Annotated in this window: 19 protein-coding genes; 3 read left to right on the forward strand and 16 right to left on the reverse strand. The window is 63.5% G+C overall.

The features are described from left to right. Positions 1-57 precede the first annotated feature (57 nt). Together zapD and yacG are read left to right on the forward strand one after the other, a co-directional pair. The gene (zapD, locus tag MB84_RS21740; RefSeq protein ID WP_039393327.1) at positions 58-813 is read left to right on the forward strand and encodes a cell division protein ZapD; all 756 of its coding nucleotides are present in this window, start codon (positions 58-60) and stop codon (positions 811-813) included. A gap of 4 nt (positions 814-817) precedes the next feature. Beyond that, the gene (gene yacG / locus MB84_RS21745; protein WP_046289862.1) at positions 818-1,012 is read left to right on the forward strand and encodes a DNA gyrase inhibitor YacG; all 195 of its coding nucleotides are present in this window, start codon (positions 818-820) and stop codon (positions 1,010-1,012) included. A gap of 130 nt (positions 1,013-1,142) precedes the next feature. Here the strand turns inward: yacG and MB84_RS21750 are convergent, their stop codons facing one another. The 4 genes from MB84_RS21750 to secA form a co-directional block, all read right to left on the reverse strand. Then, positions 1,143-1,577: an NUDIX domain-containing protein gene (locus MB84_RS21750; RefSeq protein ID WP_046293131.1), complete on the reverse strand. Its 435-nt coding sequence runs from the start codon at positions 1,575-1,577 to the stop codon at positions 1,143-1,145. 80 nt (positions 1,578-1,657) lie between these two features. After that, entirely contained in the window at positions 1,658-2,539 is an 882-nt protein-coding gene (locus MB84_RS21755; protein ID WP_046289863.1) for an ATP-binding protein, read from the reverse strand. 260 nt (positions 2,540-2,799) lie between these two features. Continuing rightward, entirely contained in the window at positions 2,800-4,029 is a 1,230-nt protein-coding gene (gene argJ / locus MB84_RS21765) for a bifunctional glutamate N-acetyltransferase/amino-acid acetyltransferase ArgJ (RefSeq protein ID WP_046289865.1), read from the reverse strand. Positions 4,030-4,210: 181 nt separating this feature from the next. Then, the gene (gene secA, locus MB84_RS21770; RefSeq protein ID WP_046289866.1) at positions 4,211-7,021 is read right to left on the reverse strand and encodes a preprotein translocase subunit SecA; all 2,811 of its coding nucleotides are present in this window, start codon (positions 7,019-7,021) and stop codon (positions 4,211-4,213) included. 305 nt (positions 7,022-7,326) lie between these two features. Here secA and MB84_RS21775 point away from each other — a divergent pair, with 305 nt between their 5' ends. After that, positions 7,327-7,794 carry a DciA family protein gene (locus MB84_RS21775; protein ID WP_046289867.1) on the forward strand — a complete coding sequence of 156 codons (468 nt, stop codon included), beginning with the start codon at positions 7,327-7,329 and terminating at the stop codon, positions 7,792-7,794. A gap of 116 nt (positions 7,795-7,910) precedes the next feature. Here MB84_RS21775 and lpxC read toward each other — a convergent pair whose 3' ends face one another. The 12 genes from lpxC to MB84_RS21835 all read right to left on the reverse strand — a co-directional run bounded on the left by lpxC (position 7,911) and on the right by MB84_RS21835 (position 23,471). Beyond that, positions 7,911-8,825, reverse strand: a complete 915-nt coding sequence (gene lpxC, locus MB84_RS21780; RefSeq protein WP_046289868.1) for a UDP-3-O-acyl-N-acetylglucosamine deacetylase — start codon at positions 8,823-8,825, stop codon at positions 7,911-7,913. A 560-nt stretch (positions 8,826-9,385) separates the two neighbouring features. Further along, positions 9,386-10,576 (reverse strand): cell division protein FtsZ, encoded by a 1,191-nt coding sequence (gene ftsZ, locus MB84_RS21785; RefSeq protein ID WP_023594064.1) that lies wholly within the window; start codon positions 10,574-10,576, stop codon positions 9,386-9,388. Positions 10,577-10,693: 117 nt separating this feature from the next. Beyond that, positions 10,694-11,926: a cell division protein FtsA gene (gene ftsA, locus MB84_RS21790; RefSeq protein ID WP_010806905.1), complete on the reverse strand. Its 1,233-nt coding sequence runs from the start codon at positions 11,924-11,926 to the stop codon at positions 10,694-10,696. 22 nt (positions 11,927-11,948) lie between these two features. Beyond that, a complete protein-coding gene (locus MB84_RS21795; protein WP_046289869.1) occupies positions 11,949-12,782 on the reverse strand; it encodes a cell division protein FtsQ/DivIB in 834 nt (277 codons plus the stop codon). 47 nt (positions 12,783-12,829) lie between these two features. Beyond that, positions 12,830-13,768 (reverse strand): D-alanine--D-alanine ligase, encoded by a 939-nt coding sequence (locus tag MB84_RS21800; RefSeq protein ID WP_046293132.1) that lies wholly within the window; start codon positions 13,766-13,768, stop codon positions 12,830-12,832. A gap of 46 nt (positions 13,769-13,814) precedes the next feature. After that, positions 13,815-15,224 (reverse strand): UDP-N-acetylmuramate--L-alanine ligase, encoded by a 1,410-nt coding sequence (gene murC, locus MB84_RS21805; RefSeq protein ID WP_046289870.1) that lies wholly within the window; start codon positions 15,222-15,224, stop codon positions 13,815-13,817. A 1-nt stretch (position 15,225) separates the two neighbouring features. After that, positions 15,226-16,329 (reverse strand): undecaprenyldiphospho-muramoylpentapeptide beta-N-acetylglucosaminyltransferase, encoded by a 1,104-nt coding sequence (gene murG / locus MB84_RS21810; protein WP_084009925.1) that lies wholly within the window; start codon positions 16,327-16,329, stop codon positions 15,226-15,228. After that, positions 16,326-17,594, reverse strand: a complete 1,269-nt coding sequence (gene ftsW / locus MB84_RS21815) for a putative lipid II flippase FtsW (protein ID WP_039393354.1) — start codon at positions 17,592-17,594, stop codon at positions 16,326-16,328. The genes murG and ftsW overlap by 4 nt, the downstream gene beginning before the upstream one ends. Next, entirely contained in the window at positions 17,591-19,117 is a 1,527-nt protein-coding gene (gene murD, locus MB84_RS21820; RefSeq protein ID WP_046289871.1) for a UDP-N-acetylmuramoyl-L-alanine--D-glutamate ligase, read from the reverse strand. Before murD ends, ftsW begins: the two co-directional genes overlap by 4 nt. A gap of 209 nt (positions 19,118-19,326) precedes the next feature. Further along, positions 19,327-20,496, reverse strand: coding sequence for a phospho-N-acetylmuramoyl-pentapeptide-transferase (gene mraY, locus MB84_RS21825; protein WP_046289872.1), 1,170 nt, complete (start codon positions 20,494-20,496; stop codon positions 19,327-19,329). Positions 20,497-20,511: 15 nt separating this feature from the next. Then, positions 20,512-21,936: a UDP-N-acetylmuramoyl-tripeptide--D-alanyl-D-alanine ligase gene (locus MB84_RS21830; RefSeq protein WP_245725427.1), complete on the reverse strand. Its 1,425-nt coding sequence runs from the start codon at positions 21,934-21,936 to the stop codon at positions 20,512-20,514. After that, a complete protein-coding gene (locus MB84_RS21835; protein ID WP_046293135.1) occupies positions 21,933-23,471 on the reverse strand; it encodes a UDP-N-acetylmuramoyl-L-alanyl-D-glutamate--2,6-diaminopimelate ligase in 1,539 nt (512 codons plus the stop codon). The genes MB84_RS21830 and MB84_RS21835 overlap by 4 nt, the downstream gene beginning before the upstream one ends. Between the last annotated feature and the right edge of the window lie 18 nt (positions 23,472-23,489).

The following is a 23,489-nucleotide window of genomic DNA, read 5'->3' on the forward strand; positions in this document are numbered from 1 at the left end:
TCCCGCATTAGAATGTCGCCATTACGCTGAAAAGCGCCAACTTTTGGGCCAACGCGCTTGATCCTGTACGAATATCCGCTCAACGAACGCATTCGCACGCTGCTTCGGCTAGAAGAGCTGTTCGGGCGCTTTGCCTTTTTCGTCGGACAGGATCAGCCGCTCGATCATCATGCGGCCCTGATCACGATGTTCGAGATTGCCGACATCGCCGGTCGCACCGATCTGAAAAACGAGCTGGTCAAGGAACTCGACCGGCAACGTCAGACGCTGCAGACCTATCGCGGCAATCCCGATATCGCCTCCGACGCGCTCGAACAATTCATCGGCGAAGTCGAGCTGGCCATCGCGAACCTCAACCAGATTCCCGGTAAACCCGGTCAGCACCTGAACGACAACGAGTGGCTTGCCAGCATTCGCAGCCGTTCGGTCATTCCGGGCGGCACCTGCCGCTTCGATCTGCCGTCGTATTACGCCTGGCGTCACAACGATGCCGAGCAACGCCGTCACGACATCGATAAGTGGATCGGCCCGCTGTTCCCGATTCGCGACGCGATCAGCATCGTGCTGGGGCTGGCGCGCGAGTCCGGCCATGCCAGCAAGGCGATGGCGCAGCAGGGCAGCTATCAGCAGATGCTCACCGGCCGCGTCTATCAACTGATGCAGGTGCGTGTCGCCGCCGACCTTCGCGTCATTCCGGAAGCCAGCGCCAACAAGTACATGCTGTGGGTGCGCTTCACGACGCAGGACGGCGATCTGAAGCCGCGTCCGGTCGACAGCGACGTGCCGTTCCTGCTCACCCTCTGCAATTTGTAAGCCGATGACGAGCGTCGTGAACTGCCCGACCTGCGGCAAGAAAGTCGTCTGGGGTCCGCAAGCCAAATTCCGTCCGTTCTGCTCGGAACGCTGCAAGCAGATCGATATGGGTGCATGGGCGGCGGAGAAGTACACCATCCCGTCCCAATCGCCGGAAGATCCTTCGCAGGAATCGCCGCTCGACCCGACGCAACGCTAAGTGCCGACGGCCACACACCGAGCGCCATAAAAAAGCCGCTTCGACATCGATCGAAACGGCTTTTTTGTTTTTGCGGGCTCAATGGATCTGACTACATTCGCCTCGCCGCCCAGGAGGCGTCATGCGAGCGTCAGGAGCGCTGCGCCAGTTCCTCGGCGAGCCACGTCAGCGGCGGCAACGCAGCGGGTAGCAGCGGCGCCACGCTCACCGGCGGATGCTCCCACGCGAGGGCCTGTCCTTCCTTGCCATGCGGCTCGCCCTGCCATGCCGTCACCTTGCAGAAGTGCAGACGCACATACGCATGCGGGTAGTCGTGTTCGAGGACACGCCACGGCGCGCAACGCTCGACCGTGACCCCAAGTTCTTCGTGCAGCTCGCGCGCGAGCGCCGCCGCGACCGACTCGCCCGCTTCGAGCTTGCCGCCCGGGAACTCCCAGTAACCGGCGTATGGCTTGCCCTCGGGACGCTGCCCAAGCAGCACCGCGCCATCCGGGCGCACCATGACGCCAACAGCCACTTCCGTGATCGGACGCCCGTCGGGCGCCGTTCGTTTCGAATCTGTCATATCGCTACGCATTACTGAATTTCGGGATCGGGCAAAAAGGCGGTCCGGGTCATCCCCGGACGACGCCATCCACCCAATCGTTACGATGCCTGTGCCGCGCCACGCTGCTTGCCCGCCCAATCGCGTGCAAACTGGAACGCCACACGGCCCGAGCGAGAACCGCGCTCCAATGCCCAGATCAGCGCTTCCTGACGCGCGCTTTCCGTCTGGTCCGCCGGCACGCCGAAGTGTTGCAGCCAGTGGCCGACGATCGTCAGGTAGTCGTCCTGCTTGAACGGGTAGAAGCTCACCCACAGACCGAAGCGCTCGGACAGCGAGATCTTCTCTTCGATCACTTCGCCCGGATGAATCTCGCCGTCGTCGGTGTGACGATAACTCTCGTTGTCCTTCATGTACTCGGGCAACAGGTGACGGCGGTTGGACGTCGCGTAAATCAGCACGTTGTCCGACTGTGCGGCCACGGAGCCGTCCAGCGCCACTTTGAGCGCCTTGTAGCCCGATTCGCCATCTTCGAACGACAGGTCGTCGCAGAACACGACAAAGCGTTCCGGACGTTGCGAGATCAGGTCGACGATGTCACCCAGATCGGTCAGATCGTCCTTGTCGACTTCGATCAGACGCAGCCCTTCCGACGCGTACTGATTCAGACAGGCCTTGATCAGCGACGACTTGCCCGTGCCGCGTGCACCGGTCAGCAGCACGTTGTTGGCCGGCTCGCCACGCACAAACTGACGCGTGTTCTGCTCGATCAGCGCCTTCTGGCGTTCTATGTTCTGCAGGTCGCTTAGCGTAATGGAGGAGACGTGCGCGACGGGCTGCAGAAACCCGCGGCCCTGCTTCTTGCGCCAGCGAAACGCCGTTGCGACGCTCCAGTCGATCTCTGGGGTCGCCGGGGGCAGCATTGCCTCCAGACGAGCCAGCACGCCTTCCGCGCGCGTCAGGAACTGTTCCAGTTTGTCCATGCTTCGATATCCCCGCGCCGCTCATGGGCGCTCATGTCGATGCTTCGAGGTGTTGTCGTTTCCCTTCGCTGTGCGCCGCGGTGCTTTTGCCACCCGTCCGGCAGTCCAAACGTTGTTTCCGATGGACTTGCGCGCTTCGCTCATTTCGCTCATTCACTTCCACCGGCGCATGGCCGACGCCGGTCAGGCATCGGTGCCATGCGCCGACGGCCCTCGCCTCCTGTGGGAGGCCTAAATCTTCAGGGCCGTCGCGTCGGGTCTCAGGAGCGGTAATCCGCGTTGATGCTGACGTAGTCGTGCGAGAGATCGCACGTCCACAGCGTAGCGGCCGCGTCGCCGCGACCCAGCACTATGCGTACCGTAATTTCGCTTTGCTTCATCACGCGCTGACCGTCTTCTTCACGATAGTCGGCGTTACGGCCACCGGCGCGTGCGACCAGCACATCGTCGAGATACAGGTCGATCTTGCTGACGTCGAGGTCGTTCACGCCCGCATAGCCGATGGCAGCCAGAATACGGCCCAGATTCGGATCGGATGCGAAGAATGCGGTCTTCACCAGCGGCGAATGGCCGATGGCATACGCGATCTGGCGGCACTCGGCCACGTCGCGGCCGCCTTCCACCGTCACGGTGATGAACTTGGTCGCGCCTTCGCCATCGCGCACGATCAGTTGCGCCAGCTCTTGCGAGATCGACAGCAGTGCGTCGCGCAAGGCGGCGAACGCCGGGGTGTCCGCGCTGGCGATTTCCGGCAGTTCGGTCTGGCCCGTGGCGGCCACGATGAACGAATCGTTGGTGGACGTATCGCCGTCGATGGTAATGGCGTTGAACGAGCGGTCGGCCACGTACTTCACCAGCGCGTCGAGCACCGGTTGTGCCACGCGGGCGTTCGTACCCACGAAACCGAGCATGGTCGCCATGTTCGGCTTGATCATGCCCGCGCCCTTGCTCACGCCCGTCATTACGATCGTCTGGCCGTCGATCACGATCTGACGCGAGGCGGCCTTCGGCAGCGTGTCGGTCGTCATGATCGATTGCGCGGCTTCGAACCAGTGCGCCGGCGCCAGATTGGCGATGGCCTGCGGCAGACCGGCGACCAGACGGTCGACCGGCAGCGGCTCGAGAATCACGCCCGTCGAGAACGGCAGGATCTGGTTACTCGACACCGACAGCAGCTTGGCAAGCGCGTCGCAGGTCGCACGCGTGGCCAGCATGCCCGGCTCGCCGGTGCCCGCATTGGCGTTACCCGTATTGACGACGAGCGCGCGGATGCCCGCATGGGCGGCCAGATGTTCCTTGCACACCGTCACCGGCGCGGCGCAGAAGCGATTGGTCGTGAAAACGCCCGATACCGTGCTGCCGGCGGCCAGTCGCATGACCAGCACGTCCTTGCGGTTCGGTTTGCGGATATTGGCTTCGGCCCAGCCCAGTTCGACGCCCGGAACGGCGTGCAGATGGGAGGCTTCGATCGAGGGGAAATTGACGGCCATGGGGGTTCGCCCGCGAGAGGTAAGGGTTCAAGCACCCGCCCTGGCGATGTCGGCACGACAGCCCGCCGGGGCGGCGGTTGATCGGTGCGGCCAGTTTCGAAGCCTTGCGAACCTTCGAAAACCGGCGCTACAAACGACGCGGCGCCGATAAAGTGTCGGCGCCGCGTCGATCGTTCACATCTTAAGACAGTTTGCCGTGGCAGTGCTTGAATTTCTTGCCGCTGCCGCACGGGCACAGGTCGTTGCGACCGACCTTCGGCAGCATGTCGCCGCCAGCGGCCGCACCGGCAACGCCCGCAGCACCGGCGGCCTGAGCGAGCGCCGCGACCACCGGGCGACCGGCGTCTTCGTCCACTTCACCTTCGCCGCCCACGGTTTCGAGTTCGTCATGCTTGAACTCGATGTTCACCAGACCGCCTGCATTGTCGTCGAGCGACTCCGTGGCTTGCTCAAGCTCTTCCTGCGACTGGATGCGCACGTTCATGATGACGCGCGTGACTTCCAGCTTGATGGTCTCGAGCAATTGCGCGAACAGTTCGAACGCTTCGCGCTTGTATTCCTGCTTCGGATTCTTCTGCGCGTAACCGCGCAGATGGATACCCTGACGCAGATGATCCAGCGCCGCCAGATGCTCGCGCCAGTTCGAATCCACGCTTTGCAGCATGACCGAACGCTCGAAGCCCGAGAACGACTCGCGGCCCACGAGGTCGACCTTCGCGGCATACGACGCTTCGGCCGCCTCCATGACTTCCTTGAGGATGTCTTCGTCGTCGATCTCCTGCGCGCCTTCGATACGCGATTGCAGCGGCAGATCGAGCTGCCACTCTTCGCGCAACGTCGTCTCCAGCCCCTTCAGGTCCCACTGCTCTTCCACGGTGCCGCCCGGCACGTAGTTGCGCACCAGATCCTCGAACACGCTCTGACGCATGCCCGCGATCGTTTCAGACACATCCTGCGCTTCGAGCAGTTCGTTGCGCTGCTGATAGATCACCTTACGCTGATCGTTCGCAACGTCGTCATACTCCAGAAGCTGCTTACGCACGTCGAAGTTACGGGCTTCGACCTTGCGCTGTGCCGACTCGATCGAACGCGTGACGATGCCCGCTTCGATGGCCTCGCCTTCCGGCATCTTCAGACGATCCATGATCGCGCGCACGCGGTCGCCCGCGAAAATGCGCAGCAGCGGATCTTCCAGCGACAGATAGAAGCGCGACGAACCCGGATCGCCCTGACGGCCCGAACGGCCGCGCAACTGGTTGTCGATACGGCGCGATTCGTGACGCTCGGTGCCGATGATGTGCAGACCGCCTGCGGTCTTCACTTGCTCGTGCAGCCCTTGCCATTCGTCTTGCAACTGCTGGATACGGGCTGCCTTGTCGGCGTCCGACAGGCTTTCGTCCGCTTCGATGAAACCGGACTGCTTCTCGACGTTACCGCCCAACACGATGTCGGTACCGCGACCGGCCATGTTGGTCGCGATGGTGATCACGCCCGGACGGCCCGCCTGCGCCACGATCTCGGCTTCACGCTGGTGCTGCTTCGCGTTGAGCACCTGATGCGGCAGCTTTTCGCGCGTGAGCAGTTGCGAGAGGTATTCGGACGTTTCGATCGACGTCGTGCCCACCAGTACAGGCTGGCCACGTTCGACGCAATCGCGAATGTCCTTGATGACGGCGTCGTACTTTTCCTTCGACGTCTTGTAGATCTGATCCTGACGGTCGATCCGCTTCGGCTGACGGTTCGTCGGGATCACCACCGTCTCAAGCCGGTAGATTTCGTTGAATTCGAATGCTTCGGTATCCGCCGTACCCGTCATGCCCGAGAGCTTGGCGTACATGCGGAAGTAGTTCTGGAACGTGATCGAGGCGAGCGTCTGGTTCTCGTGCTGGATCTTGACGCGTTCCTTCGCTTCCACGGCCTGATGCAGGCCTTCGGACCAGCGACGGCCAGCCATCAGACGGCCCGTGAATTCGTCGACGATGACGATTTCGTCGTTCTGCACCACGTAGTGCTGATCCTTGTGGAACAGCGTGTGCGCGCGCAGTGCGGCGTACACGTGGTGCATGAGCGTGATGTTTTGCGGCGCGTACAGGCTGTCGCCCTCGGCGATCATGCCCCACTCGGCAAGCAGTTGCTCTGCCTTCTCGTGGCCACGCTCGGTCAGGAACACCTGACGGCCCTTCTCGTCGAGCGTGTAGTCGCCCGGCACTTCGACGCCCGTGCCGTCGGACTTCTCTTCGCCGATCTGACGTTCGAGCATCGCCGGCAGGCGATCCATCTTCACGTACAGTTCCGTGTGGTCTTCAGCCTGGCCGGAGATGATCAGCGGCGTACGCGCTTCGTCGATCAGGATCGAGTCCACTTCGTCGACGATCGCGTAGTTGAGCGTGCGCTGCACTCGCTGCTCGGTCTCGTAGACCATGTTGTCGCGCAGGTAGTCGAAGCCGAACTCGTTGTTCGTGCCGTACGTGATATCGGCCGCGTAGGCGCCCTGCTTCTGGTCGTGCGGCATCTGCGAGAGGTTGATACCCACCGACAGACCCAGGAAGTTGTACAGACGCGCCATCCACTCGGCGTCGCGCTGTGCCAGGTAGTCGTTGACGGTCACAACGTGCACGCCCTTGCCGGAGAGCGCATTCAGGTAGGCGGGCAGCGTGGCGACGAGCGTCTTGCCCTCACCCGTGCGCATTTCGGCGATCTTACCGTAGTGCAGCACCATGCCGCCGATCAACTGAACGTCGAAGTGACGCATCTTGAGGACGCGCTTGCCCGCCTCACGGCACACGGCAAAGGCTTCGACGAGCAACGAATCCACGCTCGCCCCCTGGGCGATACGTTGCTTGAATTCCTCAGTCTTGCCGCGCAGTTGCTCATCGCTCAGTTGGGCGATTTGCGGCTCGAGGGCGTTAATCGCCGTGACGGTTTTCTGGTACTGCTTGATGAGCCGCTGGTTGCGGCTGCCAAATACTTTTTTAAGAAGACCGGGAATCATCGGATCACTGGTTAGGGCGGCAAATGTCGTGCGCAATCGCGGAGTCTGTCGTCGGACGGAAAACCTTACCCCGGAGTTGTGCCCCATGAGTAACGATCCGCCCGAGCGTCTGCGCGCTGCGGGTCACCGGTATTTGGCACGTTAGCCGCACACCGGTTCGATACCTGTACTGAAAAATGGATTCTAGCATGCTGACGTGGCACGTCCCGACGGCACCCAACGTCAACAAACCGGGGCTTTCAGGGGGCGGGACGAGGCGACGCCCGATGGCGGGGTAAAATATGCGGCGACTTCTGTCTCACCATATGAAACGACCCAAAGCACCCCGCGTTGCCCGCCCTCTGACCGACCTGTTATCCGCATCCGACGGTGCCGGATCGCTGCTGGTCGCCGCCGAACAACTCGGCCGTCTGGAGCGCGACGTTCACGCGCTGTTGCCCGCCGCACTTAGCGGCAGCGTGAGGCTCGCGCCGCCGCGTGAGGGGGCGCTCGTCTTCCTGGTAAGCAATAACGCGCTGGCGGCGCGTCTGCGCCAGCAAACGCCGTCGCTGATCGACGGACTGGCAACGCGCGGGTGGCTCATCCGCTCGATCAAGATCCGTGTGAGCATCGCCACGCCGGAGCCGCAAAAGCCCCCCAAAGAGGCCCGGCTGTCGCGGCAGGGGCTCGTGAGCCTGCGCGATCTGCGCGACGCGCTGGAGCCGTCCCCGCTGCGCGACGCGCTCGCGCGGCTCGTCGCACGTCACTCTTACGGCGGGACGCGCAAGCCCTGAACGTCTCGCGCAATTGCCGACGCCGATTTTGCTCGCGCGTCAAATAAAAAAGCGCCGAATCGTCGGCGCTTTCTTTTTGTTACATCCCCGCCGTGCAGCACGACGGTTTGCGTGGCTTACGCGAACTGTGTCTGCGGTTCGAACTGGAAGCCGCGCGGGGCGTCTTCTGCGCGCTCGAAGGTGACGATTTCGTACGCTTCCTGTGCGAGAAGCTCGCGCAGCAACTGGTTGTTCAGACCGTGGCCCGACTTGTAAGCCGTGTACGACGCCAGCAGCGGGTGGCCGATCACGTACAGGTCGCCAATCGCGTCGAGCATCTTGTGCTTCACGAACTCGTCGTCGTAGCGCAGCCCGTCGTTATTCAGAATGCGGTACTCGTCGAGCACGATCGCGTTGTCCATGCTGCCGCCGCGCGCGAGACCCAGCTCACGCAACATTTCGACTTCATGCGCGAAACCGAACGTGCGCGCGCGCGCGATTTCCTTCGCGTAGGACGTATCGGCGAAATCGACTTCGAGCGCTTGGCCCGTGCGATCCACGGCCGGGTGACGGAAGTCGATGGTGAACTTGAGTTTGAAGCCGTCATAGGGATCGAGACGGGCAAGCTTGTCGCCTTCGCGAATCTCGACCGGCTTCGTCACGCGGATGAATTTCTTCGCAGCGGCCTGCTCTTCGATGCCCGCCGACTGGATCAGGAAGACGAACGTCGCAGCGCTGCCGTCCATGATCGGAATCTCTTCGGCGGTGACGTCGACATAAAGGTTGTCGATGCCCAGCCCTGCGCATGCCGACATCAGGTGTTCCACGGTGGACACCCGCGCACCATCCTTCTGCAACACCGACGCAAGACGCGTGTCGCCAATCGCCATCGCCGACGCCGGAATCTCTACAGGAGGATTCAGATCGGTACGGCAGAAGACAATGCCCGTATCGGGCGGCGCCGGACGCAGCGACAGCTCGACCTTGCGACCGGAGTGCAAGCCGATGCCGACTGTCTTGGCGATGGATTTGAGAGTGCGCTGCTTAAGCATGCTATTTATTAAAACTATCAGACGCTATGGATCATAGATCGAATTATATCAGATCGGCGCCTTCATCGCTGTGCCACAAACACAACGCTTCGTTACCAAACATTCCGGATGTTGCCCCATCGGATGTCCCTTGCCTATATCGCGACACGAAATGACGTATTGGCGAAAAACGGCTTTTTCCATCTTAGACGTCAGGCCATAGACCTGCGCGCCCATCAATTTTTCGGGGCACCCCGGCCACTGCGACGGAGGCAAGCCGCAGCGGTCGGGGGGACAGATCCGCGAGACCGGGTCAGGGATCACGAACGCTTACCCGTAACGTTCGTCATCTGTGACGCGTCGATACCTTTTGCGACTCTGGTCGTCGCAACCACAAGGCATCTGCGCACATCACAACCTTGCCGTATCGTCCTTCGGACCCGTACCCAGGCGCGCCTTCCCCACGCCACAGGGCATGGTAGTTGGAGCGACGGCGAATCCTCACGACGACCTGCGTAGGTCTCGCGATTCCCAAGGTGCGGCGGCGCCAGGCACTGGCACCTGGCCCGCGCGCAACCTTGTCAGTCGGCTTGCTTGCGCAGGAAGGCCGGGATGTCGTACGTGTCGACACCCTTTTCCTGCAACGCAGCGACGTGCGAAGCTGCGGTCTCGCGCGTGCTGCGCCACACGGCCGGCGTATCGAGCGCGCCGTAGTCCGTACCGGCAGCCTGACCGACGTTCGGCACGTGGCCGGTCGCGATCGGCATGTTGTCGGTACCGGTCTTGAGCAGCGTCATCGGCGCAGCGGCCTTCTTCGCAACAGCACGGCCCAGGCCGGTTGCCACGACGGTCACGCGCAGGGCATCGCCCATCTTGTCGTCGTAGACGGTACCGAAAATCACGGTCGCGTCTTCGGCGGCGTAGCTCTTGATGGTGTTCATCACTTCACGCGTTTCCGACAAACGCAGCGAACGCGATGCCGTGATGTTGACCAGGACGCCACGCGCACCCGACAGATCCACGCCTTCGAGCAGCGGGCTTGCCACGGCTTGCTCGGCAGCCAGACGCGCACGATCGACACCGGCAACCGTCGCCGTACCCATCATCGCCTTGCCTTGCTCGCCCATCACCGTCTTCACGTCTTCAAAGTCGACGTTCACCAGACCGTCGACGTTGATGATTTCGGCGATGCCGGCCACGGCGTTGTGCAGCACATCGTCGGCGCACTGGAAGCACTTGTCCATCTCGGCATCGTCGCCCATGACTTCGAACAGCTTGTCATTGAGCACGACGATCAGCGAGTCGACGTTGTCTTCCAGTTCCTGCGCGCCCGTCTCGGCCACGCGCATACGTTTGCCGCCTTCGAACTCGAACGGCTTGGACACCACGCCGACGGTCAGAATGCCCATTTCCTTGGCGATCTGCGCCACCACCGGCGCGGCACCCGTGCCCGTACCGCCCCCCATACCCGCGGTGATGAACACCATGTGCGCACCGCGCAGGGCGTCGGCCACGCGCTCGCGCGCTTCTTCAGCAGCGGAGCGGCCCATTTCCGGCTTCGCGCCTGCACCCAGACCGGTCTTGCCGAGCTGAATGTTCACGCTGGCCTGCGAGCGGCCCAGTGCCTGAGCGTCGGTGTTCATGGCGATGAATTCCACGCCTTGCACACCACGGTTGATCATGTGCTGGACGGCATTGCCGCCAGCGCCACCAACACCCACCACCTTGATGATGGTGCCGTTGGTTTCCGTTTCCAACATTTCGAAGTTCATAGCGCCTCCAGTGAATTAAAAGCAGATCCGGTACTGCGGGTCACGTGCCGCTCGGGTAAGCCGCACGTGTTTTCAACACCGAATCCACACCCCTCAAAAACTCTTTAAAAAGACAACTTAAAAATTGCTGAAGAACCAGTCGCGCATCCGCGTCCAGACCTGATTCGCCTGCCCCGACTGCACGGCGACCTTGCGCCCGCGCATGCGTTGGGAACGACCTTCGAGCAGCAGGCCCATCGCAGTGGCGTAGCGCGGGCTGCGCACCACGTCAGCGAGACCGCCTGCGTATTCCGGCACGCCGATGCGCACCGGCTTGAGGAAGATGTCCTCGCCCAGCTCGACCATGCCCGGCATCATTGCCGCGCCGCCGGTGAGCACGATGCCCGAGGACAGCAGTTCTTCGTAACCCGACTCGCGCACGACCTGCTGCACCAGCGAGAACAGCTCTTCGACACGCGGCTCGATCACCGCGGCCAGCGCCTGACGCGAGAGCGTGCGCGGACCGCGCTCGCCCAGCCCCGGCACTTCGATCATTTCGTCCGGATCGGCCAGCGATTGCTTGGCGATGCCGTGCTGAATCTTGATGTCTTCCGCATCCGGCGTCGGCGTGCGAACGGCCATCGCGATATCGCTCGTGATCTGATCGCCTGCAATCGGAATCACGGCCGTGTGACGGATCGCGCCTTCGCTGAAGATCGCGATGTCGGTCGTGCCGCCGCCGATGTCGATCAGCACCACGCCGAGTTCCTTCTCGTCTTCCGTGAGCACCGAGATGCTCGACGCCAGCGGTTGCAGAATCAGGTCGTTCACCTCGAGGCCGCAACGGCGCACGCACTTCACGATGTTCTGTGCCGCCGACACCGCGCCGGTCACGATATGCACCTTCACTTCGAGACGGATGCCGCTCATGCCGATCGGCTCGCGCACATCTTCCTGACCGTCGATGATGAATTCCTGCGTGAGGATATGCAGCACCTGCTGATCGGTCGGGATGTTGATCGCCTTGGCCGTTTCGATGACGCGCGCCACGTCGGCCTGCGTCACTTCCTTGTCCTTGATCGCCACCATGCCGCTCGAATTGAAGCTGCGGATGTGACTGCCGGCGATGCCGGTGAACACGTTGGTGATCTTGCAGTCGGCCATCAGCTCCGCTTCTTCGAGCGCACGCTGAATGGACTGCACGGTGGCCTCAATGTTCACCACCACGCCCTTTTTCAGGCCGCGCGATTCACTCTGGCCGAGGCCGATGACTTCATAGCGGCCTTCAGGGCGCAGTTCGGCCACCACCGCCACGACTTTCGACGTGCCGATATCGAGGGCGACCAACAGATCCTTGTAATCTTTGCTCATAGCGTGTGTAAGTCCTGAAGTCTCACTGGCTTCGCTTTACCGGCGCGGCAGGTTTCGCTGCCGGCTTCTGCGAATCCCGCTTTTGCACGGGTGTCGCGGCAAGCTTCTTGGCCTGTTCTTCGCTCAAGAAACGCATGCCCGCGGCACGTACGGCAAAACCGTTCGGGTACCGCAGATCGGCGTACTCGATCTGATTTCCCCAGCGTGCCGCTACCTGCGGATACGCCTGTACGAAACGTCGGCTGCGTGTGGCGAGGGTCTCGGGGGTCCGCTCCCGTCCCAGCGCCAGTTGCACGCCCCCTGCGAGCCGCACGCCCCAGGCGTAGCGATTCGACAGCGTGACGGCTTCGGGTTTCATGTTCAGCGGCGCAAACCACTTCACGAAGTCGTAGTACCGCGCCGTCACATCCTTCTCGCTGCCCGGCGGCCCCGCGAATTCCGGCAACTTGCCCTCGTCCTCGGCTTCCGCCAGGTTGGCCGCGAACAACTCGCCGTCCACACTCACCAGACGGCCGTCGTTCCACGTGGCCAGCGGTTTGTACTCCTCGATCGTCACCGCAAGCTGGTTCGGCCAGACACGCCGCACGCTCGCATGACGCACCCAGGGCACCGCTTCGAACGCTGCTCGCGTGGCGTCCAGATCGATCGTGAAGAAGTTGCCCTTCAGCCTCGGGACCGCATTCGCGCGCAAGGTCGGTCCATTGATGTGGGACACGTCCCCATCGATCTGAATCGCCTTGAGCGTGAAAACCGGCCGCTGAATCAGCCAATGACCGCCCGCCGCGAGCGCCGCCAGCACGACGAGCGCGACGAGCACACTCGCAATGGCGTTGAGCAGGCGTACGTTGTGCCACATGGCGATTTGCTTTCCGTATCAGGGCGTTCTTCAACGCGTTCAATGTCTTACTCGGGTTTCCACTGCGCGTTCGGATGCAGATCGAGCGTCGCAGTTGCCAGAATTTCAACCACCAGGTCTTCGTACGACAGGCCCGCCGCGCGCGCCGAAATCGGCACCAGCGAGTGACCGGTCATCCCCGGCGACGTATTGATCTCCAACAGGTACGGCTTGTTATCGCGCTTGCGCAGCATCACGTCGGCACGCGCCCAGCCACGGCAGCCGAGCACGAGGTAGGCGCGCAACACGAGGCGCTGCACTTCCTCTTGCAAGGACACCGACAACGGCGGCGGGCATTCGTAGCGCGTGTCGTCCTTGAAGTACTTGTTCTGGTAGTCGTAGTTCGCGTCCGGCGCGACGATGCGGATGACCGGCAGCGAACGGGCGGCGTTCGCGCCCTTCGTGCCCACGCCGAGCACCGGCACGGTCAGTTCGTCGCCGTCGATGAACTCTTCGGCAAGCACATCGGGGTCGAGCGCCACCGCCTTCTCGAACGCCGCCTTCAGTTGCGAGGCTTCCGTCACCTTCGTCAGGCCGATGGTCGAGCCTTCGCGCGACGGTTTGACGATGAGCGGCAACCCCAGATCGCGCGCGACAGCATCGAAGTCGGTATCCGCATTGAGCATCGTGAAGCGCGGCGTCGGCAGCCCTTCGTTGATCCAGATGCGCTTGGTCATCTCCTTGTCCATCGCCAGCGCGGAAGCCAACACGCCACTGCCCGTGTACGGCACGCCCAGATGTTCGAGCGCACCCTGGATCGTCCCGTCTTCGCCGTAACGTCCGTGCAACGCAATGAACACACGGTCGAACTTCTGCTCGGCGAGTGCGGCAAGATCGTGCATGCCGGTATCGAACGCATGCGCATCGACGCCGCGCGAGCGCAGCGCTTCGAGCACACCATTGCCCGAAATCAGCGAGATCTGACGCTCGGCCGAGCGCCCGCCCATCAGGACGCCAACCTTGCCGAAACGTTTCGGATCGAAAGCACTCACGTCAAACTCCTTGCTGAACTTGCAACTTGCCGGGCACCGCGCCGATGGAGCCGGCACCCATGGTGATCACGACGTCGCCCGCACGGGCGACTTGCAGAATGGCGTCGGGCAGTTGCGCGACGTCTTCCACGAAAACCGGTTCTACCTTGCCCGCGACACGCAACGCCCGCGCCAGCGCACGACCGTCGGCCGCCACGATGGGCGCCTCACCGGCCGAATAGACTTCGGCGAGCACCACGGCATCCGCATCCGAGAGGACTTTCACGAAGTCCTCGAAGCAATCGCGCGTGCGCGTGTATCGATGCGGCTGAAACGCCAGCACGATGCGACGGCCCGGGAACGCACCGCGCGCCGCGGCCAGCGTTGCCGCCATCTCGACCGGGTGATGGCCGTAATCGTCGATCAGCGTGAACGAACCGGTGCCACTGGACTTCGGCAACGCGATGTCGCCATAGCGCTGAAAACGTCGACCCACGCCGTTAAATTCCGCCAGCGCCTGTTGAATCGCGGCGTCCGGCACTTCGAGTTCGGTCGCGATTGCAATCGCAGCCAGCGCGTTGCGCACGTTGTGTTCGCCCGGCAGATTGAGCGTGATGTCGAGCGGTGCCGCGCCTGCGCCGAACTTGCGCAGCACGGTGAAACGCATCTGCCCGCCGTCTGCACGTACGTCGATAGCGCGTACCTGCGCGTCGTCCGACAGGCCATAACGCACGATCGGCTTCGAGACGAACGGCAGGATCTCGCGCACGTTCGGATCGTCGACGCACAGTACCGCGATGCCATAGAACGGCAGACGCTGCGTGAAGGCGACGAAGGATTGCTTCAGACGGGCGAAGTCGTGCCCGTACGTATCCATGTGATCGGCATCGATATTGGTGATGACTTCGATGACCGGATTCAGATTCAGGAACGAGGCGTCCGATTCGTCCGCTTCGACCACGATGAAATCGCCCGTACCGAGTTTCGCGTTCGCCCCGGCGCTGTTCAGACGGCCGCCGATCACGAACGTCGGATCGAGTCCGCCCTGCGCGAGCACGCTGGCCACGAGGCTCGTCGTGGTCGTCTTGCCGTGCGTGCCCGCAATGGCGACGCCCTGCTTCAGACGCATGAGTTCCGCGAGCATCAGCGCGCGCGGCACGATCGGAATCTGACGTGCACGGCCCGCCAGCACTTCCGGGTTGTCCGCCGTGATGGCGGTGGAGACGATGATGGCGTCGGCCCCTTCGATATGTTCTGCCGCATGGCCGCGTGCAATGCGCGCGCCAAGACCGGCGAGACGCTGCGTGACCGCGTTGTCGCCGAGATCGGAGCCGCTCACCTGATAGCCCAGGTTGAGCAGCACCTCGGCAATGCCGCTCATGCCCGAGCCGCCAATGCCGACGAAGTGAATATGTTTGACGATGTGTTTCATTTCAATCCTTGGCCAGAGCCGCGCACACGCGCGCCACTTGTTCGGTGGCGTCCGGCTTGGCGAGCGCCCTGGCTTTCTCTCCCATCGCGAGCAACGATTCGCGCGTCTGACGGCGCAGCCACTCGGCCAGGGTCTCGACCGACAGCTCGCGCTGGTCGATCAGCGTTGCCGCGCCCTTGTCGGCGAGGAAACGCGCATTCGTTGTCTGGTGGTCGTCGACCGCGTGCGGGAACGGCACGAACAGTGCCGCCACACCCGCCGCCGCCACTTCGGCCACCGTCATCGCTCCCGCGCGGCAGATCACCAGATCCGCCCCGGCATAGGCCGCGACCATGTTGTCGATGAACGGCAGTGCTTCGACCGTCACCCCCGCTGCGGCGTAATTCGCCTGCAACGTCTGAATATGTTTGACGCCCGCCTGGTGCGTGACTTGCGGACGATCTTCGCGCGGCAGCTTCGCCAGCGCCTTCGGCACGATTTCGTTGAGCACCGTCGCGCCCAGACTTCCCCCGACGACCAGAATGCGCAGCGGCCCGGTACGCGCGTTGTAGCGCTCGGCCGGTGCGGCCATCTCGTCGAAGTCGGCGCGAATCGGGTTGCCGACCCACTCGCCGCCCGGAATCGTATCCGGGAACGCGAGCAACACCTTGTCCGCCACGCGCGCGAGCACCTTGTTCGCCATGCCCGCCACCGAGTTCTGCTCGTGCAGCACCAGCGGACGCCCCAGCAACGACGCCATCATCCCCGCCGGGAACGTGATGTAACCGCCCATGCCGAGCACGACGTTCGGCTTCGCGCGACGAATCGCACCGATGCTTTGCCAGAACGCGCGCAGTAGATTGAGCGGCAGCAGGAACTTGGTCATCAAGCCTTTGCCGCGCAATCCGCCGAACTTCACGAACTCCATCGGAATGTCGTACTTCGGCACCAGCGTGGCTTCCATGCCGGTCGAGTTGCCGAGCCAGACGACGCGCCACCCCTGCACACGCAGGAAGTTGGCGACCGCGAGCCCCGGGAAGACGTGACCGCCCGTGCCGCCGGCCATGACCAGCAGCGTGCGTGTCTTCGTCTGCGGTGCCGGCATCGCGGTAGCGCGCTCGGTCATACCTTGCCTCCCCGCATCAGCACGCGGTTTTCGTAATCCACCCGCAGCAAGATCGCCACGGCCACGCAGTTGAGCAAGATGCCCGAGCCGCCGTAACTGACCAGCGGCAACGTCAGCCCCTTGGTCGGCAGCAGGCCCAGATTCACGCCCATGTTGATGAAGGTCTGCGCCCCCAGCCATACGCCTACGCCCTTGGCGAGCAGCCCGGCGAACGTGCGCTCCAGCGCCAGTGCCTGACGTCCGATTTCGAACGCGCGGCGCACCAGCCAGTAGAACAGCAGGATGACGACCAGCACACCGACGAACCCGAACTCCTCGCCGATCACCGCGAGAATGAAGTCGGTGTGCGCTTCGGGCAGGTAGTGCAGTTTTTCGATGCTGCCGCCCAGCCCCACGCCGGTCCACTCGCCGCGTCCGAACGCGATGAGCGAGTGCGTCAGCTGATAAGCCTTGCCGAGGGCGTAGTCTTCGCGCCACGGATCGAGGTACGCAAAGATCCGCTCGCGACGCCACGGCGACAGCCAGATCAGCATCGCGAACGTGCCGACCGCCGTGAGCGCCAGACCGCCGAACAAGCGGCCATTCACGCCGCCGAGGAACAGAATGCCCATGGCGATGGCCGCGACCACCATGAACGCGCCCATGTCCGGTTCGAGCAGCAGCAACATGCCGACGAACACGACCGCAATCCCCATCGGCAGAAAGCCCTTGCCGAAGCTCTGCATGAACTCCTGCTTACGCACCGTGTAGTTCGCGGCGTACAGCGTGACGGCGAGCTTCATGATTTCGGACGGCTGGAGGTTCAGCACGCCAAACGGAATCCAGCGCTTCGACCCGTTCACGCCCTTGCCCACGTGCGGGATCAGCACGATCACCAGCAACAGCAGCGCCAGCAGGAAGAGCTTCGGCGCGAGCTTGTCCATCGTCTTGACCGGAATCCGGAAGGTGATGACCGCCGCGACCAGCCCGATCGTGAGCGACACGATGTGACGACCGAGGAAGTGGAACGTCGAATAGCCGCTGTACTTCGGTGAGTCCGGCAACGCGACCGACGCCGAATAGACCATGATCAGTCCGAGCGACAGCAGCGAGATCACCACCCACACGAGCGCGTGATCGTATTCGAGCATGCGCGAGCGCGTCGGCTTGATGCTGCCGAGCGTGCGGTTCGCCGCCGTGGTCGCCGCGCCCGGCGCGTTGGCCGTGCCCGCGCCGGCGAAACCGGCCTGACGCTTCTTGCTGAAGAACGACTTGATACGGTTCATAGCATCACCCCCGCGTCGGCGGCCAGATCAACCACGGTGTCGCGAAACACGTTTGCGCGATGCTCGTAGTTGCGGAACATGTCGAAGCTCGCGCAGGCCGGCGAGAGCAGCACGGCATCGCCGGGCTGCGCCAGACGGGCGGCTTCGCGTGTGGCGTCTTCCAGCGTTGCGGCGTCGATCAGATCGACACCGGTATCGGTGAGCGCGTCGCGCAGCAGCGGTGCATCGCGACCGATCAGCAGTACCGCACGCGCGTGATGCGCGACCGGATTGGCCAGCGGCGAAAAATCCTGCCCCTTGCCGTCGCCGCCGAGGATCAGCAGCAGCTTCTTTTCGAGCCCCGTAATCGCCGCAACCGTCGCGCCGACGTTGGTGCCCTTGCTGTCGTCGTAGAACTCGACTTCGTTGATCGTGGCGATGAGCTGAACGCGATGCGGCTCGCCCGGATATTCGCGCAGGCCGTGCAGCAGCTTGGCCAGCGGCAGATCGATCGCGCGGGCGAGTGCGAGCGCCGCCAGGGCGTTCGCAGCGTTGTGCTGACCGCGGATGCGCAGCGCGTCGGCCGGCATCAGACGCTTGCCCAGCACTTCGACCGTGGCTTCCGGCGCGCCCGCCTTACGACGCTTGGGTGCGGGCGGTGCGTCGTCGCGCGTGAAGCCCTCGACCAGCCACCACATGCCGCCTTCCATCTCCAGACCGAAGTCGCCGACGGCGTCGGGCTTGCCGGTGCCGAACGTCACCACGTTGGCGTCGGGCGACGCGAAGGCGATCACGCGGGCGTCGTCGCGATTGAGCACACGCACGGTGTTCTCACCGAAGATGCGTGCTTTGGCCCTGGCGTAGGCGTCCATATCGCCGTGCCAGTCCAGATGGTCTTGCGTAATGTTGAGAATGGCCGCCGCATCGGGTGCGAGGGAATGGGTCGTTTCCAACTGGAAGCTGGAGAGTTCGAGCACCCAGACGTCGGGGAGCGTGGCGTCGGCAATGCACTCGCTCAGACGGTCGAGCGCCGTGGGACTGATGTTGCCCGCCACCGCCGTACGCTTGCCAGCCCGGCGGCACAGCAACCCGGTGAGACTCGTCGTCGTGGTCTTGCCGTTCGTGCCGGTAATCGCGAGCACCTTCGGCGCGTAACCGCTCGTCGACTGCATGTGACGCAAGGCCTGCGCGAAGAACTCGATCTCGCCCCACACCGGAACGCCGCGCCGGGCCGCCTCGGCCAGCAGCGCCGCCACGTCGTCGGCGAGCGGCGAGAGGCCCGGGCTGATGCCGATGAGTTCGATGTCGTCGAGCAGCGCGTCGATCTGATCGGCGAACGCGCCGCCCACGAATTCGGCTTGCGGCGCGTCGATGCGCAGGGTCGCAACGTTCGGCGGTGTCTCCGACGACGCAAAGCGCGTGTCGGCTGCACGCACTCGGCAGCCGTAACGCGCGCACCAACGCGCCATCGCCAGGCCGGACTCTCCCAGACCCAGGATCAGGACACGCGGTTGCCAGGATTCACCAAACTTCTCGCCGAACACGTCGCTCTTTCCTTTATCGATTCAAACAACCTACGAATGCATCGCTTCAATGACACCGATCTACTGCTATCGGCGCGAGCGGCCTTACCTTTAATTCCACCTGCACGAAAGCGACTTCACAAATTTGCGAAGTCGCTATCTTGTGACTTCCTGCCAGTCACGTCTCGTCTTGTTTCGTCTCGTTACGTCGAGACACAAAGTCAGCAGCGTCAGCGCAGCTTCAACGTCGACAAGCCGATCAGCACCAGCATCAGCGTGATGATCCAGAAACGGACCACCACCTGCGTTTCTTTCCATCCCGACAATTCGAAGTGGTGATGCAGCGGCGCCATCTTGAAGATGCGCCGCCCTTCGCCGAACCGCTTCTTGGTGTATTTGAACCAGGTGACCTGCAACATCACCGACAGCGTTTCCGCGACGAACACACCGCCCATCACGAACAGCACGACTTCCTGTCGCACAATCACGGCGACGGTACCGAGCGCGCCGCCGAGTGCCAGTGCACCCACGTCGCCCATGAACACCTGTGCCGGATGGGTGTTGAACCATAGAAACGCCAACCCGGCTCCCGACATCGCCGAACAGAACACGAGCAACTCGCCCGCGCCCGGTATGTGAGGGAACAGCAGGTACTTCGAGTAGACGACGTTGCCCATCACATAAGCGAACACGCCAAGCGCCGCGCCGACCAGCACGACCGGCATGATGACCAGCCCGTCGAGGCCGTCCGTGAGGTTAACGGCGTTGGACGAGCCGACGATGACAAAGTAGGTCAGCGCAATGAAGCCAAACACGCCCAGCGGGTAGCTCATCGTCTTGAAGAACGGCACGATGAAGTCCGCTTTCGGCGGCAAATCGAGCGGGAAGCCGTTGCGCACCCAACTGATGAACAGCTCGAAGACCTTGAGGTTGCTCGTCTCCGAGACGGAGAACGCCAGATAAATGGCGGCGAACAGACCGATGATCGATTGCCAGAAATACTTCTCGCGCGACGACATGCCGCGCGGGTCCTTGTAGACGACTTTCCGGTAATCGTCGATCCAGCCGATGATCCCGAAGCCCAGCGTGACCAGCAGCACGATCCAGATGAAACGGTTGCTCAGATCCGCCCAGAGCAGCGTGGCGACGGTAATGCCGATGAGAATCAGCACGCCGCCCATCGTGGGCGTACCCGACTTCACAAGGTGCGTCTGCGGGCCGTCGGTGCGCACGGCCTGACCCACCTTCATCTCGGCGAGCTTGCGAATGACCATCGGCCCGAACGAGAGCCCGATCACCAGCGCCGTGAGGCTTGCCATCACGGCCCGAAACGTCAGGTAGTTGAACACGCGCAAATAGCTCGCATCCGCTTGCAGCCATTGCGCCAACGTCAGCAACATTCCATCAATCCTTTATCACTTGGCCGGGGCGTTGCCGCCCCCGCTTTCACTCGTCGCGCGCAACTGTTCAAGCACGCGCTCCATCCGCATAAAGCGGCTTCCCTTCACCAGCACCGTTGCCGGCGCACTCAACGTGGCGTTCAGCGTCGCTACGAGCGGCGCCACGTCGTTCGCATCCGAAAAATGTTCACCGCCGTCGCCGAACGCGACAACGCTGGCCTGCGTCTGTTCACCCATCGCGAGCAGGCGATCGATACCGCGCTGTGCGGCGTATTCGCCCACTTCGCGGTGGAATGCGGGACCGTTGTCACCGACCTCGCCCATGTCGCCGAGCACCAGAACACGCGGTGCGGGCGTCTGCGCAAGTACGTCGATTGCGGCCAATACGGAATCGGGGTTCGCATTATAGGTGTCGTCGATCAGCGTGACACCCGCGAGCGGCCCCTTCGACAGCGTGGACACCTGAAGTCGGCCTTTGACGGCAGAGAACGCTTCGAGTGCCCGCACGATCGAACCAATGTCCACGTGCACACCCAGTGCGCAGGCGATCGCGGCCAGCGCGTTGCGTGCGTTGTGCTCGCCGAGCAGCGGCAGCGTGAGCGAAAACTCGCCGGCCGGCGAGGCCACGCGCAACACACGCGTCGCGACGTCGTACCGCCCCGACACTGCCGCACGGGCATCCAGCGCGAAGTCCAGCACGCGACGCTTGCCCGCTACCTCGCGCCACATCGGTGCGAATTCGCTCTCTGCCGGGAAGACGGCCACGCCGTCGCCAGGCAGCGCCGCCAGCACCGCCGAATGCTCCTCGGCCACGGCGGCCACGTTCACCATGAATTCCTGATGCTCGCGTTGCGCGTTGTTGATGACGGCCACCGTCGGCTGTGCGATCTTCGCCAGATACGCGGTCTCGCCCGGGTGATTCATGCCGAGTTCGAGCACCGCGAGCTTGTCGCCGTCTTTCAGACGGAACAGCGTCAGCGGCAGGCCGATGTCGTTGTTGAAGTTCCCGGCGGTCGCCAGACGCGCGTCCGCCCCCGCCGCCTCGGCGAAGATCGCCGAGATCATTTCCTTGACGGTCGTCTTCCCGTTGCTTCCCGTGACCGCGACCACCGGAATCGCGAAGCGGCGACGCCATGCGGCGGCCAGTTCACCCAGCGCGATGCGCGTGTCGGGCACGATCAGCGTCGGCGTCTCGAAACCGTCCGGCACGCGGGTCGCGACCACGGCGGCGGCGCCTGCGCGCGCCACGTCGGCCAGAAAATCGTGTGCGTCGAAACGCTCGCCCTTAAGCGCCACGAACAGGTCGCCCGGCTGCACTGAGCGGCTATCCGTCACGATGCGGGCGAACGCCGTCGACGGTACGCCGTTGACGCGCGAATCCGTCACAGCCGACTGTGCGTCGCTCAGTTGCCACATGATGGCGTGCTGCGTCGGCGTCATTCGCCACCTCCGCGCACCGTGGTCGCACGCGCAGCAAGTGCCAGACGCGCGTGTTCCTGATCGGAGAACGGCCGCTTCTTGCCCATGATTTCCTGTGTACTTTCGTGTCCTTTGCCCGCGATCAGCACGACGTCTGCGGCCTGCGCGCCGCGCACCGCCTGAAGAATTGCGCTTGCGCGGTCTTCGATGCGACGTGCAGCGTCCGGCTGCGCGAGACCGGCAGCGATCTGCGCCATGATCTCGGCGGGCACTTCGGTGCGCGGGTTGTCGCTCGTGAGCACGATGGCATCCGCCAGACGCTCGGCCACCGCCCCCATCTGCGGACGTTTGCCCGCATCGCGATCGCCGCCGCAACCGAACACGCAGACGAGCTTGCCGCCGCGTGCTTGCGTGACGGGCCGCAGGGCAGCCAGCGTTTTGTCGAGTGCGTCGGGCGTATGGGCGTAATCGATCACCACCAACGGCTGCCCCGGCTGTCCGATCTGCTCCATGCGGCCGGACACCGGCGCGAGCGTCGCGAGTCCGGCGATGGCGGCATCTTGCGCGACACCAGCGCCCAGTGCGGCACCTAGCACGGCAAGGGCGTTGCTGATGTTGAACTCACCGATCAGCGGCACCGTCACTTGCTGGCTGTGATCGTCGATGTGCAGCGTGAAGCGCGTGCCCGCAGTCGTTGCACGGATGTCTTCCGCACGCAGCACGCGGTTGCCGTGCGCCGACGTCGCGGCACCGTGAATGCCGTATTCGAAGACCGGTGTCTTGCCAGCCAGACGTGTCAGCAAACGCTGTCCCATCGCATCGTCGCGATTGACGACCGCCGCCTTCAGCCCCGGCCAGTCGAACAGGCGCGTCTTGGCCGCTTCGTACTCGGCCATCGTGCCGTGATAGTCGAGATGGTCCTGCGTCAGGTTGGTGAACACCGCCACGTCGAACGCCACGCCATTCACGCGTCCCTGATACAAACCGTGCGACGACACCTCCATCGCGACCGCTGCAGCGCCTTGCGCGCGCAGATCGTCGAGGCTGTGTTGCAACTGGACGGCGTCGGGCGTGGTGAAGCCCGTCACCGTGAGATGGCCGGGAAAGCCGCTGCCCAGCGTACCGATCACGGCACTGCGCACGTTCGTCTTCGAGAGCAATTGCGCCAGCCATTGGCTGCACGACGTCTTGCCGTTGGTCCCCGTCACGCCGAACATCGTCATGCCGACGCTAGGCTCGCCGTACCAGAGCGCCGCGAGCGGGCCCGCGAGCCAGTCGAGGCGCGCCACGCCAAACTGCGGCACATTGGCGAGAGACGTGAGCGATGCGGGCCAGGTGAAATCGTCGCTCTGCCAGAGCACCGCAGCGGCGCCGCGCTCGACGGCGTCGGCAATAAAGCCACGGCTGTCGGCACCCTTCACCGCGTAAGCGACGAATACGTCACCCGCCGTCACACGACGGCTATCCGCATGCAACGTGGCACCCGCCGCCACCGTGCGGCGCAGCCAGTCCCACGCCTGCGCGAGCGCGGCGCGATCGGTGGCGTCCGCGACCATGGCGAACGTGGCGGGATT

This window comes from Pandoraea oxalativorans, assembly GCF_000972785.3.
Classification (GTDB): Bacteria; Pseudomonadota; Gammaproteobacteria; order Burkholderiales; family Burkholderiaceae; genus Pandoraea; species Pandoraea oxalativorans.